This window comes from Cellvibrio sp. PSBB023 (assembly GCF_002007605.1).
Classification (GTDB): Bacteria; Pseudomonadota; Gammaproteobacteria; order Pseudomonadales; family Cellvibrionaceae; genus Cellvibrio.
The window spans coordinates 581137-594621 of sequence record NZ_CP019799.1 but is presented as its reverse complement, the minus strand read 5'-3'; the positions used below and the strand labels follow the sequence as shown (position 1 = coordinate 594621).

Below are 13485 nucleotides of genomic sequence, written 5' to 3'. Positions count from 1 at the left end.
CCGCACTATTATTTTTTTGCTTTTATTTTTAATTTTATTTTCAAACGAGAAACACAATGGACAATACATTCAACACGCTCTCCGCACTTAATGCGGTATCCCCGGTGGACGGTCGTTACGGTAGCAAAACGATTGCACTGCGCAGCATTTTCAGTGAATTCGGTTTGATTCGTTTTCGCGTAGAAGTGGAAGTGCGCTGGCTGCAGCAGTTGAGCCGTATGACTGGCGTGCCCGAAGTGCCGGCATTCAGTGCAGCAACCAATGCATTCCTTGATAGCATTGTAACCAACTTTAACAGTGACGATGCTCAAGCGGTTAAAGACATTGAGCGCACCACCAACCACGATGTAAAAGCCGTTGAGTACTTCCTCAAAAATAAATTTGCAGGCAATGCAGAGTTGGAAGCGGTATTGGAATTTGTGCACTTTGCTTGTACGTCTGAAGATATTAACAACCTGTCGCATGCGCTGATGCTGCGCGAAGGCCGCAAGGTATTTTTGCAAGACGCCGAAGCCATTGTCGATGGCATCGCCAAACTCGCACACGACTACGCGGAAGATTCCATGCTGTCGCGCACCCACGGCCAGACTGCATCACCCACTACCGTGGGCAAAGAAATGGCTAACGTGGCAGCCCGTTTGCGTCGTCAGATTAGTGCGGTAAAAGCCGTTGAATTACTCGGCAAGATCAATGGTGCTGTAGGCAACTACAACGCTCACTTGTCTGCCTACCCGGATGTCGACTGGCAAGCCAACGCCAAAGAGTTTGTTGAAAGTCTGGGCCTGACCTGGAATCCCTACACTACGCAAATTGAACCCCACGATTACATCGCCGAATTGTTTGATGCTATCGCTCGCTTCAATACCATCGTGATCGATTTTGACCGCGACATTTGGGGCTATATTTCTCTGGGTTACTTCAAACAAAAAACCATCGCCGGCGAAGTGGGCTCATCCACTATGCCGCACAAGGTTAACCCGATTGACTTTGAAAACTCTGAAGGTAATTTGGGAATCGCCAACGCTATTTTCACGCACCTCGCGCAAAAACTACCTATTTCCCGCTGGCAGCGCGACCTGACGGACTCCACCGTGCTACGCAATATGGGTGTAGGTTTTGGCTATGGCATGATCGCCTATGCATCTACCTTAAAAGGTATGGGCAAGCTGGAAATTAACCGCGCACGTCTCGCCGAAGACTTGAACAATTCATGGGAAGTATTGGCCGAGCCAATCCAAACCATTATGCGCCGCTACAATGTGGCGGAGCCCTATGAAAAATTAAAAGCGCTTACACGCGGTCAAACCATCAACCGCGAAGTATTAGCCGCGTTTGTTGAGACATTGGATATTCCCGAACACGCCAAACAAACCATGCGCGACTTAACCCCCGCTAATTACATAGGTAATGCGGTAGATCAAGCCAAGGCGATCTAAAACGTGAAAAAATAAGGGCTCTGCGGAGCCCTTATTTTTGCGATCTATTTTTATTTGTAGGTATTAACCATGACAACGCCCCTCACCCATCTCGGCGATATGCCAATTGAAGAATTTCTGCGCGATTACTGGCAAAAAAAACCACTCTTGATTCGCAATGCCTTTCCCGGTTTTGAATCGCCCTTATCGCCCGACGAATTGGCTGGCCTTGCCTTGGAAGAAGAAGTGGAATCACGCATTGTGCTGGAACAGGGTGAAACGCCTTGGGAACTGCGCAACGGGCCATTTGATGAAAAAACCTTTGAAACCTTGCCGGAAAAACGCTGGACACTCCTGGTACAAGCAGTCGATCAATTTGTACCGGAAGTCAATCAGCTACTCGATTACTTTCGTTTCATTCCCAGCTGGCGACTGGACGATGTGATGATTAGCTATGCGCCGGATCAAGGCGGCGTTGGCCCGCACTTTGATTATTACGATGTATTTTTATTGCAAGGCCTGGGCAAGCGTCATTGGAAACTGGGGCAACTGTGCGATAACAATTCGCCGCGAGTAGAAGGCACGCGCTTAAAAATTCTCAGCGAATTCCACACAACGGATGAATGGGTGTTGGAGCCTGGCGATATGCTCTACATTCCGCCCGGCATTGCGCACTGGGGCAATGCCCAAGGCGATGATTGCATGACCTATTCCATAGGTTTCCGCGCCCCCAGCCATGCCGATATTATTGCCGAGGCTGGACAGGAAATTGCCCTTTCTATTGTCGATGACCTGCGTTATGCCGACCCGGATTTAACCCTGCAAGATAATCCGGGCGAAATTAATGACAAGGCAATTGAACAGGTGCGCAATATTATTTTGCAGCACCTGACCAATGAAAATATCGCCCACTGGTTCGGCAAGTTTATGACCGAGCGCAAGTATCTGGAACACACCGACGAAGAGCCACTGGATATTGATGCCGATGAATGGCAGTCGGCACTCGCTGATGGCGAACTGCTCTGGCGTCACCCTGCTGCACGCATCGCCTTCCACAGCGATGAAAAAGGCACCATGCTATTTGCCGACGGTGAAGTTATCTGCTGCTCGCGCGCACTGGCTGAACTGGTGAGCAAAGAAGTGGAAATCAGTTGGCGTGAATTGAAAACCCTGGTTCAGGATCCGCAGGATCGCGCCGCCATCACCCAACTAATTAATTTGGAAACATTACTGGTTGATGAGTAAGTGCATGCATCATTCAATCACTCGCACCAGTTGGCAAGTTCACCGTGCGGATTTAACCAATATCCGCACAGCGGTGTTCATGCAGGAACAACAGGTTTCTGCCGCTGACGAATGGGACGGGTTGGATGAGCAAGCCATTCATTTTATTGTGCACTCGACGCAGGGAGAAGCGATTGCTTGCGCGCGCCTGCTCAGTGAAACCAGCCCTCATGGAGAAGCCTGCTACCACATTGGCCGCGTGGCTGTGCTAGCAGCGTTTCGTGGGCAGGGTATTGGCCAGCATCTGATGCAGCATATTATTAGTTACTGCATAAGCAGCTCGCCACACTGCTCTATTTATCTGCACGCCCAATGCGAGCGGCGACGTTTTTATGAGCGCCTGGGATTTTGCGCACGCGGCACCGAATTTATGGATGCCGGTATTCTTCATATCAGTATGTGGTTTGATCAAGCGCGGGAACCTCACCATGGCTGAACAATCTACCGCCAGCAAAGCGCTCTGGCTACTGGATGGCATTGAGGATTTTCGCCACTATCACCTTGCTCTTTTACAACAGAGCAACAGGCAGATTGCCATTCTCAGCCATGACCTGGATGAACCCCTGTATGGCACCAGCCACTCAGTACAAGCGCTCCTGGATTTTGTACGCTCAAGCCGACACTGCCAAGTACACATATTGGTAAAAGACACCAAACTCGCCATTGCAACAGGCCACCCGCTGGTACGTCTTGCGCAACGACTCTCGTCTAAAATTCATGTTCGAAAAATGACCCAGCAACCCAACAATAAAGAGATGGCCTTTATGTTGGGCGATACCACAAAGCTGCTGTACAAAAATGATGACAGCGTTTATCGCGGCTTTTTTAATAGCGCCGCCGCGCGAGAAGTGAAACAGCTGCGCGACGAATTCAATTACCTGTGGCAGTACGCCGAACCTGAACCTGAATTTCAGCAGCTCTATTTGTGATTAATCATGCCGCCTACAGCAAGGATTGATCCACCGGGAAAAACCGTGGCAAAAAGTCACATGCCGTAAAAAAAGCATGTTTTACGCGGCATACAGCGTGTTTTTTGTTGCTGATTCGATTTCAATCCTATATATATAGCGTCAATCCGTATTGAGGCGCCACAAAGCCTATAAATACAGGGGTTTTTGTTCCACGCGTAATCAAAAAACACCGACTCAACCCAAGGTTGATCACATTTACACAAGGAAAAAAATATGGCCGTTAAGAAACCTGCAGCCGCTAAAGCTGCTCCAGCAAAAAAAGCACCTGCTGCTAAAGCAGCGCCTAAAGCCGCACCAAAAGCAGCCGCTAAAAAAGCACCTGCTGCCAAGCCTGCTGCTAAAAAAGCACCTGCCGTTAAAGCGGCTCCTGCTGTTGTTAAGCCAATTGCAGAGCGTCAAAACAAAACCCAAATGCTGCAACAAATTGCTGATGCTACCGAGTTGAGCAAAAAGCAAGTACAAGCAGTATTGGATGAATTGACCAACGTTATTGAAGGTCACATCAAGAAAAAAGGCGTAGGCGAGTTTGTTCTGCCTGGCCTGCTGAAAATTACCACGGTGAAAAAGCCTGCTACCAAAGCACGCAAAGGCATCAACCCATTCACCAAAGAAGAAGTTGTATTCAAAGCCAAACCAGCCAGCATTTCTGTAAAAGTGCGCCCGCTGAAAAAGCTGAAAGAATTCGCTGTTTAATTAGCGTGCCCAGCTTTCATAAAAAAACCCGCTACGGCGGGTTTTTTTATGACCATGTAAAACTAATCAGCCCTTAGCGAATGGAAAACCCCTCCCCCACCAAAGCATTTTGTAGCCGTTTGATACGTTCGGCAAAGTCTGCCTCTGTGTAATCCTTCGCGGGTAATTTTCCCCAAGTAGGCTGGGGCCAGGCAGGATCGTCAGTAAACCGTGCAATATGGTGTACATGCAACTGACGCACAACATTACCTAGTGCAGCCACGTTCATTTTGTCGGCATCAAATACGCTCGTCATCACCTCGGACAGGCGGCAGGATTCACGAATCAACTGCAGCTGTTCTTCTTCACTCAGGTGGTGGATCTCATACACGTCTTCGCGCTTGGGCACCAAAATACACCAAGGGTAGTTTGCATCGCGGCTTAACAGCAGCAGCGACAACTCAAACTCGCCAATGACAACCGAGTCCTGTGCAAGGCGGGGATGTAGTTCAAACATAAGTTGTTATCCTTTTATAAGCGAAAGCAATCAATACCGGATGTGGTGCCGCCCCACAGGGCGCTATACCAATACCATGAACCACCGTAGAATAGGCGGCTTTGAAACCCATTATAGCCATCAAGAAGCCTTAACTATGCGTTCAAGTCGATTTTTAATTGCCACCCTGAAAGAAACCCCATCGGATGCGGAAGTCATCAGCCATAAGCTGATGCTACGTGCCGGGATGATTCGCAAATCTGCATCCGGTTTGTATAACTGGCTGCCGATGGGCCTGCGTGTGCTGCGCAAGGTTGAAAAAATCGTGCGCGAAGAAATGAATAAATCCGGTGCAATGGAAGTATTGATGCCGGTGGTACAGCCGGCTGAATTATGGGAAGAATCCGGCCGCTGGCAGCAGTACGGCCCTGAACTCCTGCGTATGAATGATCGCCACGATCGGCCTTTTTGCCTGGGTCCAACCCACGAAGAAGTCATCACTGATTTGATTCGCAATGAAATAAAAAGTTACAAACAATTGCCCGCTAACTTCTATCAGATCCAAACCAAATTCCGCGATGAAATTCGCCCGCGTTTTGGTGTGATGCGCTCGCGTGAATTCATCATGAAAGACGCCTACTCTTTCCACAATAGTGTTGAATCATTACAGGAAACCTACGATGTAATGCATGCAACCTATTGCAGTATTTTCACCCGTTTGGGTTTGCAATTCCGCCCGGTATTAGCAGATACGGGCTCTATTGGCGGCGCCTTCTCCCACGAATTCCATGTGTTGGCTGACAGCGGCGAAGATGATATTGCCTTCAGCAATGGCAGCGACTATGCCGCCAACATTGAAAAAGCCGAAGCACTGCCACCCGCAACGCCACGCCCTGCGCCACAGCACTTGTTGCAAGAAGTAGCGACTCCCGGTAAGCACAGCATTGAAGATGTCTGTGCCTTCCTGAAGGTCGCGCCGCAACAAACTGTTAAAACCCTGATTGTGTTGGGTGAAGTGCGCGCTGACAAAACCCAGTCACTGGTCGCGCTGGTGTTGCGTGGCGATCACGAACTCAATGAAATCAAAGCCGAGAAATTGACTGGCGTTGCCGCCCCACTGACTTTGGCGCCTGAAGCTCGTATTAAAGACGAGCTGGGCCTGAGCATTGGCTCTATTGGCCCCGTTGGTTTGCAAATCCCGATGATTGTTGACCATGCCGCCGCACACCTTGCCGATTTTGTCTGTGGCGCGAATAAAGAAGGTTTCCACCTGACCGGTGTGAATTGGGAGCGCGACGAAAAAGCGCCATTGGTGGCCGACATTCGCAACGTGGTCGCCGGTGACCCTAGCCCTTGCGGCAAAGGCACACTGGAGATCAAGCGCGGTATTGAAGTGGGCCATATCTTCCAACTCGGCACCAAATATTCCGAGGCCATGAAAGCCAGAGTGCTGGATGAAAATGGCAAAGAACAGACCATGATCATGGGTTGTTACGGAATTGGTGTGACACGCGTAGTGGCCGCCGCCATCGAACAAAACTTTGACGACAATGGCATTATTTGGCCCGACGCTATTGCACCTTTCCATATCGCCATAGTGCCAATCAATATCAGCAAGTCAGAAGCAGTCGCCAACAAAAGCGAAGAGTTGTATGCCGAACTGACTAAAGCGGGCTATGACGTCCTACTAATGGACGATGAAAAGGCCCGTTTGGGTGCGATGCTCGCTGATACCGACCTGATGGGCATTCCCCATCGCATTGTCATTGGTGATCGCGGACTGGAAGCAGGCAATGTTGAGTACAAAGGTCGTCGCGATCTTGAGAAACAGGAAATTGCTGCCAGCGATATAGTCAACTTTTTGCAAAACCGTATCGCTCTCTAATATTTTCATCTCGCTTAATTGCGCCATTGCAGCAACAGGCTGCAATGGCGCTTCGCTCAACAGCCCCTCTCAATTATTTATTTTTTTGTTAGTAATTAAGCAATTATTTTTAGCACACCACTCGCTATTTTTTATTTCTGCCAAAAATCGAACATTATTTTTAGGCGAGGTTCCACTCTGTTGCCACAATCTGGCACAGCGGCCTTTAGCGAACCCCCTCAATCATCCATTCCCACTTTACGCACAAGACTGGCACCTTTTAAAGCGTGTGACGCACTCTGCAAATACACATTTCCTCGGATGATAACGTTGTCAGGCTGCTTGGTTGGCTATTTTTGTACGTTTCATCCGTAAGAAGTTGCCTGCTGTTGCCAACAGGAAGAGCATCCCGTCATTGGGCGATTGGGACAGCTTATATGCTTCGCATTGATAAACTCATCACACAATAATTGAGAGGAATGCAATGAACTTTCATCGATTAACCAAGGCTGCAAAGCATGCGCTCTTTGCTGGCCTCACCAGTTTTACACTCGCCAGCACAACGCAAGCTGCAACCGTTGACCTGCTTGTGCTGTACGATAATTTCACCAAAAACTATTTTGGTGGCGATCCGCAGACAGCGATGAATAACTGGGTAAACCAAATTAATGCCGCTTACGCCGATAGCCAAATTGACGTGCAATTGCGTTTGGTGGGTGTGCGCGAAATGGAGCAAGCCGGTGCCGACATGGGTGCTGTATTGGGGAACTTGCGACTCAATAGTGCGGCAATTGCGCTGCGCGACCAACTGGGAGCGGATTTTGTAACCCAACTCCACCAGAAAGGCGCATGCGGTATCGGCTATGTAGCTGTCGATAAAAACTGGACCTGGAATGTGAGTGCACCGGGTTGCGGCCCCATAGTGGTCGCCCACGAGCTGGGGCACAACATGGGCTTGAACCATTCGCGCAAACAGGGCGATCTGTCAGGTGCACGCTTCCGTTATGGCGTAGGCTACGGCGTTGATAACGTGTTTGTGGACATCATGGCCTATGAAGGCGTTTTCAACACCACGCGGGTCAATCGCTTCTCCAACCCCAACCTTACGTGCCGTGGCCTGCCCTGCGGCATTCCGGTGGGACAAAGCAATGAAGCCTATGGCGCACTGGCGATTCACAACGTACGAAACGAAATTGCAGCGTTCCGACCAACAGCGGGCTCATCTGGCCCGGTGCAAGTCGCGCAGGATTGCAACTACGGTGGCTACAATATTGGCTTACCGGTTGGACGTTACACCCTGAGCCAATTGCTGGCACGCGGCATACCAAATGATGATGTGTCATCGGTGCGGGTACAGGCGGGTTACAGGGTTACGCTCTACCAAAATGACAACTTCACCGGAAACTCCCTGACCAAAACTGCCGATGACAGTTGTCTGGTCGACGATGGCTTTAATGACAGCACCAGCTCAATTGTTGTAGAGAGCACCGGTGGATTTAACCTGCTGATCCAGGCGGAAAATTATTTCTCCAACAATGGCGTACAAACGGAACCTACAACGGATACCGGTGGCGGTTTGAATGTTGGCTGGATCGAAACCAATGATTGGATGGCCTACAGCAACATCACCATTCCCACTTCCGGGACTTACACCATTGAATACCGTGTTGCCAGCCCGAGTGGCGGCAGGCTCTCTGCAGATTTAAATGGTGGCGGAATAGTGCTTGGGGAGTTGGCCGTTCCAGCCACAGGCGGCTGGCAAACCTGGACAACCATTTCCCACAATGTGCAAATTAATGCGGGCACCTATAATTTTGGCCTATTCGCTAAAGCGGGCGGCTGGAACATTAACTGGATACGCATAAAACGTTAATTAATGGCGGCAGGAATTTGTTCAATACCGATAAATTCCTGCCGCTGTTTACTCGCATAAAAAATCGCGGAAAATAAAAAACAACGAGAGAAAACTATGCAAACCCAACAACGTTTTTGGTTAACAATACTCAGCATCGGGCTACTGGCGATAGCTTCCCTGTATTTTTTTAATCGCCCGCAACCACAACACAAGGACACAGAGATAAATCAAGCTGCCGCCACACCAACGGCTCAGAACCTCGGCGAAAATATGCCTTCTGCTGATAAAAAAATCACAGCAACCGCTTCATCGGGCAGCTCAACAGACGCAGAGGTAATGACACCAGAACTACAGGAGCGCTTGAGTGAGATGCAGGCGCGACGACCCAATCTACACTTTGATACTAACGAGGTTACCGCCGCCGTTGCGCGCACCACGACCTGGACAGCGACCGATACTATCCACCGCGAATTGCCGCTGGCAGAAGAAGAATTTACCGATGGTCGTCAATTTTTAGATTTGGATAGTTTAAAAATTGAAACCCTAATGCCCGGTGACCAGATCAATGTACGCGTTGATGAACAGGCGAAAGACTACAAAGTCACCATTGATCGTATTGAAAAACACGACTACAACAGCATCAGTTGGTATGGCCATATAACGGGCGATGACGGACACAAATACCAGGTCAGTGTCACCCGTGGCGAACACCTCACGGTGGGTGGGCTGGACACGCCAGATGGTCACTTTGTGATACAAGCGCACGGCAATAAGGGCTGGATTGCCTCCAGCCAATTATTATTCAAAGCCGATACATCCGTGAGCGATGCCATCCACCCTGCCGATGTCGATCCAAACTACACGCATCCAGCACACGTACATTAAGTTCAATTCAATCGCGTTTGGCCCATCACTTATGATGGGCCAAACATTATTTAGGCTGCGGAATAAAAAACTGTTCAGGCGTCAGGGCTGTTTTGCTAATTCGCACCTGTGCAATATCCCCGTTAAACCAATGCACTTGATTCATACGCGCACCAATAGAGGTTTTAGCCTGCGCTGCAATTGGCAAATAGTTAACTTGCGCACTTAATTCGCGCACACCATTTACGTAGGACACAAACTCACCGTCTTTATAAGTCACCGCTGCGTGCGCCCACTGGCCTACAGGGTGAACTTTGGTAGGGTCAATCAGTGTAAATTGTGACGTTTCTGATTTGATGTAAGCATCCAGGTACCACTGCTTTTTATCGTTTAATCGTAACTCAATGGTGATGCGGCGATTCGGGTTATCCTCCGCTTCGATATGAAAAAAACGTGGCTCCCAATTATTGGGATAGGCATCGGCGGGATTAAAGAAAATTTCAACCGTAAATTCCTGCGCCCCCACTAAGGGATTAGTATCAACCAGCAAACGATCACCATCGCCATCAAAACGCACCGCTTTACCATAGGCGGTTGTGATGACTTGCGGATCGCCGGACACAGCCACTGTGGCGCCGCCAATAGTCGCCAGCGAATCTATTTTCCACAAGGATGAGTGCTTTTCAGCAGGCGTAACGCTGGTGCAGGCCATTAAAAAAGAAAAACAAAGAGAAAGACAGGGAATTGTGAGTGGTGAAGTATTTTTCATAGCAATCCGCAGTAATAGTATTACTGCTCCTTTTATAGTAGGGAGGTAACAACACAAGGGTTAACCGGAATATTGCCGACAACAACTGTTTTTATAATGGAATGGATACTAACGAATAAGGGCGATACTGACTAGTCAGTATCGCCCTTATTGCATCAAGCAGGAATTATTTAATCTTCTTCGCCGCTGTAACGCGCCTGATCCTGCGTTAACTGGCGAGCGACATCACCGGGTGAGCCAGTATTGCGAGCCAACAAACTGTAGGCTACGGGCACCAAAAACAAAGTCAGGATGGTCGCCACAATCACACCGGCAATGACCACTGTACCTATAACGAACCGTGTTTCTGCACCGGCACCAGAGGAAATTACCAAGGGAACAGCACCGGCAACGGCGGTTAAACTGGTCATCAGGATTGGACGCAAACGAGCCGATGACGCTTCCAATAAAGCTTCGTTAAACTCCACGCCGCGATCGCGTAATTGATTAACAAACTCGACAATCAAAATACCATTTTTCGCTGCAAGCCCAACCAACATAATCAAACCAATTTGCGAGTAGAGATTGAGGCTACTGCCAGTGACATAGAGCCCCAACATACCGCCAAAAATAGCCAGTGGGACGGTCAACATAATTACAAAAGGATGCACATAACTTTCAAACTGGGCGGCGAGTACCAAAAAGGTAATCAAAATACCGAGCAAGAAAATAAACATCACCGAGCCACCTGCGGTTTGGAAATCCCGCGATAGCCCCTTGTAATCCACCATCGCTGTCGCGGGTAAATGCTCGCGCACCAATCCATTCAAGTGCGCCAGTGCATCGCCCAAGGCGAGATTATCAGCGAGGTTTGCTTCAATGGTTAAGGAACGCATACGGTTGTAGCGATTCAAGCGACTCGCATCGGCCATTTCTTTCAGTGTTACCAAGTTTGCCAGTGGGATTAACTCGCCACTGCGCTCGGAACGCACATACATATTTTCCAAACTGGTAGTAGTGCGCTGCTCGTGCCGCTCACCCTGCATGATGACATCGTACTCTTCACCATCGTCAATGTAAGTTGTCGCACGGCGCGACCCCAGCATCGCCTCCAGGGTACGGCCGATATTATTAACACTCACACCCAGATCAGCAGCGCGATTGGTATCGATCAGCACTTCAATTTGCGGTTTGGTTTCTTTGTAATCCCAATCAATCGCCGTTAAGCCGGGGTTATTTGCCTCCAACTTTTCAAGCAAAATATCGCGCCACTCGGCCAACTCAGCATAGGTGCCGCCACCCAGTACAAACTGCACCGGTTTTTGCGCTTGCGATCCAAAGCCCTGACGCATAACCGGTGCGGCAGTTACGCCGGGTAAATCAGCCAGTTTCTGGCGGATTTCTTCCATCACCACAAAGGCATCGCGGCGCAGGCTCCAGTCATTCATGACGGCAATGATCATGCCCGAGTTAAAACTTTCCACCGCACCAAAGCCACGTGGTGCACGCACCATTAGGCGATTAATCTCACCGGCTTCCACATACTTCATCATGCGGTTTTCAATCTCGGTCATGTATTCTTCCATGTAGGCGTAACTTGCACCTTCCGGTCCATTTACCATCACAAAAAATGTCCCGCGATCTTCACGCGGCGCATATTCAGACGGCAAACTTTTAACCACATAAAACATAGCCAGAATCAGCAATGCGAAAATAACTACCACCGCCTTGGTATGACGCAAGCAAAAACGAATGGAGTTCTGGTATTTCAACCGCAGGCGCAACATGCCCTGATTAATTTTTTCTACAAAATTATTTTTATTTTCGTTACGCACCAACACCTTGGACGCCAGCATCGGCGAAAGCGTCAAAGCAATAAGTGAGGAGAAGGCCACGGCGGCGGCCATTGTGATCGCGAATTCGGAAAATAATCGCCCTATATCGCCCTTGAGAAAAATAATCGGCACAAAAATCGCAATCAATACCAGTGTTGTCGCAATTACGGCAAAACCCACTTCACGTGTTCCATCTACCGCCGCCAACAGCGGTGTTTTACCTTTTTCCTCAATGTGCCGAACAATGTTTTCCAACACCACAATGGCATCGTCCACCACTAACCCTATCGCTAATACCAGCGCAAGCAAGGTAAGCATATTGACGGAAAAATCCAACGCCGCCAGCACGGTGAAGGTCGCAATAATGGATACAGGTACAGCGACAGCAGGCACCAACATGGCGCGCACACTGCCCAGAAATAAGTAGATCACCAACACCACCAAGCCGATGGCAATGGCTAGCGTGATATAGACTTCATGAATGGCACGCTCTACAAATATCGAACTGTCGTAACTGTCTTCAAGGCTCATGCCTTTAGGTAAAATAGCATTGATTTTATCGCGCTCGGCTTTTGCGCCGCGCGCCACATCAATCGTATTGGCTGTGGATTGTTTGACAATACCAATACCGACTTGTGTAACACCGTTGCCGCGAAATAAATTGCGATCTTCCTCGGTGCCCTTTTCTACTTTGGCAATATCTCCGAGGCGCGTCAGGTGACCATCATCACCACGCCGTACCACCAAGCGACTGAATTCATCCACAGTGCGATAGGAGCGCGCCATGCGCACTGTAAATTGTCGCTCCAGGGATTCAATGCTGCCTGCGGGCAATTCAATATTTTCAGCGCGCAGTGCGGCTTCCACATCGTTTACGGTGAGGTTGCGCGCGGCCAGCTCACGGCGATCCAGCCACAGGCGCATGGCATAGCGTTGCTCGCCGCCAATGCGCACCCGCGCCACACCGTTGATTACTGAAAAGCGATCCACCAAATAACGCTGGGCGTAATCGGAAAGCTCCGGCATGGTCATGTTTTCGCCGGCAAAATTGAACCAGAGAATCACATCTTCATCGGAGCTGACTTTTTGCACTTCCGGCGGATCTGCCTCGTCGGGTAAATTCCCCAAGGCGCGCGCCACCCTATCACGAATATCATTGGCTGCTGCGTCCATGTCATAGCCGGTTTCAAATTGCACCACAATATTGGAAACACCATTTTCGCTGGAGGATTCGATATAACGAATGCCTTCCACACCGGAGATGCGGTCTTCAATCACTTTGGTGATACGTGTTTCCACAATATTTGCCGCCGCACCCGGGTAGCTGGTGCGAATGGACACCACTGGTGGATCTATGTTGGGATATTCGCGCAAGGTGAGCCGCTCAAAAGCGACTATGCCAAACGCGATTAATAAAATGGATAGCACCGAGGCAAATACCGGGCGCTTGATGGACACATCCGAGAGCATCATGGGTTAGC

General features: G+C 49.4%; 11 protein-coding genes. 8 read left to right on the top strand and 3 right to left on the bottom strand.

Going from position 1 to position 13485, the window contains the following annotated elements; genetic code table 11:
- Positions 1-56 precede the first annotated feature (56 nt).
- The 5 genes from purB (at position 57) to B0D95_RS02685 (ending at position 4363) form a co-directional block, all read left to right on the top strand.
- Positions 57-1436 carry an adenylosuccinate lyase gene (purB, locus tag B0D95_RS02705; protein WP_078042457.1) on the top strand — a complete coding sequence of 460 codons (1380 nt, stop codon included), beginning with the start codon at positions 57-59 and terminating at the stop codon, positions 1434-1436.
- A 69-nt stretch (positions 1437-1505) separates the two neighbouring features.
- A complete protein-coding gene (locus B0D95_RS02700; protein WP_078042456.1) occupies positions 1506-2660 on the top strand; it encodes a cupin domain-containing protein in 1155 nt (384 codons plus the stop codon).
- A gap of 4 nt (positions 2661-2664) precedes the next feature.
- Positions 2665-3135, top strand: coding sequence for a GNAT family N-acetyltransferase (locus tag B0D95_RS02695; protein ID WP_078042455.1), 471 nt, complete (start codon positions 2665-2667; stop codon positions 3133-3135).
- The gene (locus tag B0D95_RS02690) at positions 3128-3628 is read left to right on the top strand and encodes a hypothetical protein (RefSeq protein ID WP_078042454.1); all 501 of its coding nucleotides are present in this window, start codon (positions 3128-3130) and stop codon (positions 3626-3628) included. Before B0D95_RS02695 ends, B0D95_RS02690 begins: the two co-directional genes overlap by 8 nt.
- Before the next feature lie 255 nt (positions 3629-3883).
- Positions 3884-4363: an HU family DNA-binding protein gene (locus B0D95_RS02685; protein ID WP_078042453.1), complete on the top strand. Its 480-nt coding sequence runs from the start codon at positions 3884-3886 to the stop codon at positions 4361-4363.
- Between the two features lie 73 nt (positions 4364-4436).
- Here the strand turns inward: B0D95_RS02685 and B0D95_RS02680 are convergent, their stop codons facing one another.
- Positions 4437-4859 carry an HIT domain-containing protein gene (locus B0D95_RS02680; protein ID WP_078042452.1) on the bottom strand — a complete coding sequence of 141 codons (423 nt, stop codon included), beginning with the start codon at positions 4857-4859 and terminating at the stop codon, positions 4437-4439.
- Positions 4860-4995: 136 nt separating this feature from the next.
- On the opposite strand from B0D95_RS02680, the gene B0D95_RS02675 reads away from it, so the two are divergent.
- The 3 genes from B0D95_RS02675 (at position 4996) to B0D95_RS02665 (ending at position 9442) form a co-directional block, all read left to right on the top strand.
- Positions 4996-6723 (top strand): proline--tRNA ligase, encoded by a 1728-nt coding sequence (locus B0D95_RS02675; protein WP_078042451.1) that lies wholly within the window; start codon positions 4996-4998, stop codon positions 6721-6723.
- Positions 6724-7186: 463 nt separating this feature from the next.
- Positions 7187-8575, top strand: a complete 1389-nt coding sequence (locus B0D95_RS02670) for a carbohydrate-binding protein (protein WP_078042450.1) — start codon at positions 7187-7189, stop codon at positions 8573-8575.
- Positions 8576-8671: 96 nt separating this feature from the next.
- A complete protein-coding gene (locus B0D95_RS02665) occupies positions 8672-9442 on the top strand; it encodes a hypothetical protein (protein WP_078042448.1) in 771 nt (256 codons plus the stop codon).
- 46 nt (positions 9443-9488) lie between these two features.
- Here B0D95_RS02665 and B0D95_RS02660 read toward each other — a convergent pair whose 3' ends face one another.
- Together B0D95_RS02660 and B0D95_RS02655 are read right to left on the bottom strand one after the other, a co-directional pair.
- A complete protein-coding gene (locus tag B0D95_RS02660) occupies positions 9489-10190 on the bottom strand; it encodes a LamG-like jellyroll fold domain-containing protein (RefSeq protein ID WP_246841707.1) in 702 nt (233 codons plus the stop codon).
- Between the two features lie 170 nt (positions 10191-10360).
- The gene (locus B0D95_RS02655; RefSeq protein ID WP_078042447.1) at positions 10361-13477 is read right to left on the bottom strand and encodes an efflux RND transporter permease subunit; all 3117 of its coding nucleotides are present in this window, start codon (positions 13475-13477) and stop codon (positions 10361-10363) included.
- Between the last annotated feature and the right edge of the window lie 8 nt (positions 13478-13485).

Excerpts from the sequence above, each read along its gene's own strand:
- B0D95_RS02675 (WP_078042451.1), top strand. The coding sequence starts at position 4,996 with ATGCGTTCAAGTCGATTTTTAATTGCCACCCTGAAAGAAACCCCATCG.
- B0D95_RS02700 (WP_078042456.1), top strand. The coding sequence starts at position 1,506 with ATGACAACGCCCCTCACCCATCTCGGCGATATGCCAATTGAAGAATTT.
- B0D95_RS02680 (WP_078042452.1), bottom strand. The coding sequence starts at position 4,859 with ATGTTTGAACTACATCCCCGCCTTGCACAGGACTCGGTTGTCATTGGC.
- B0D95_RS02655 (WP_078042447.1), bottom strand. The coding sequence starts at position 13,477 with ATGATGCTCTCGGATGTGTCCATCAAGCGCCCGGTATTTGCCTCGGTG.
- B0D95_RS02660 (WP_246841707.1), bottom strand. The coding sequence starts at position 10,190 with ATGAAAAATACTTCACCACTCACAATTCCCTGTCTTTCTCTTTGTTTT.
- purB (WP_078042457.1), top strand. The coding sequence starts at position 57 with ATGGACAATACATTCAACACGCTCTCCGCACTTAATGCGGTATCCCCG.
- B0D95_RS02685 (WP_078042453.1), top strand. The coding sequence starts at position 3,884 with ATGGCCGTTAAGAAACCTGCAGCCGCTAAAGCTGCTCCAGCAAAAAAA.
- B0D95_RS02695 (WP_078042455.1), top strand. The coding sequence starts at position 2,665 with ATGCATCATTCAATCACTCGCACCAGTTGGCAAGTTCACCGTGCGGAT.
- B0D95_RS02690 (WP_078042454.1), top strand. The coding sequence starts at position 3,128 with ATGGCTGAACAATCTACCGCCAGCAAAGCGCTCTGGCTACTGGATGGC.
- B0D95_RS02665 (WP_078042448.1), top strand. The coding sequence starts at position 8,672 with ATGCAAACCCAACAACGTTTTTGGTTAACAATACTCAGCATCGGGCTA.
- B0D95_RS02670 (WP_078042450.1), top strand. The coding sequence starts at position 7,187 with ATGAACTTTCATCGATTAACCAAGGCTGCAAAGCATGCGCTCTTTGCT.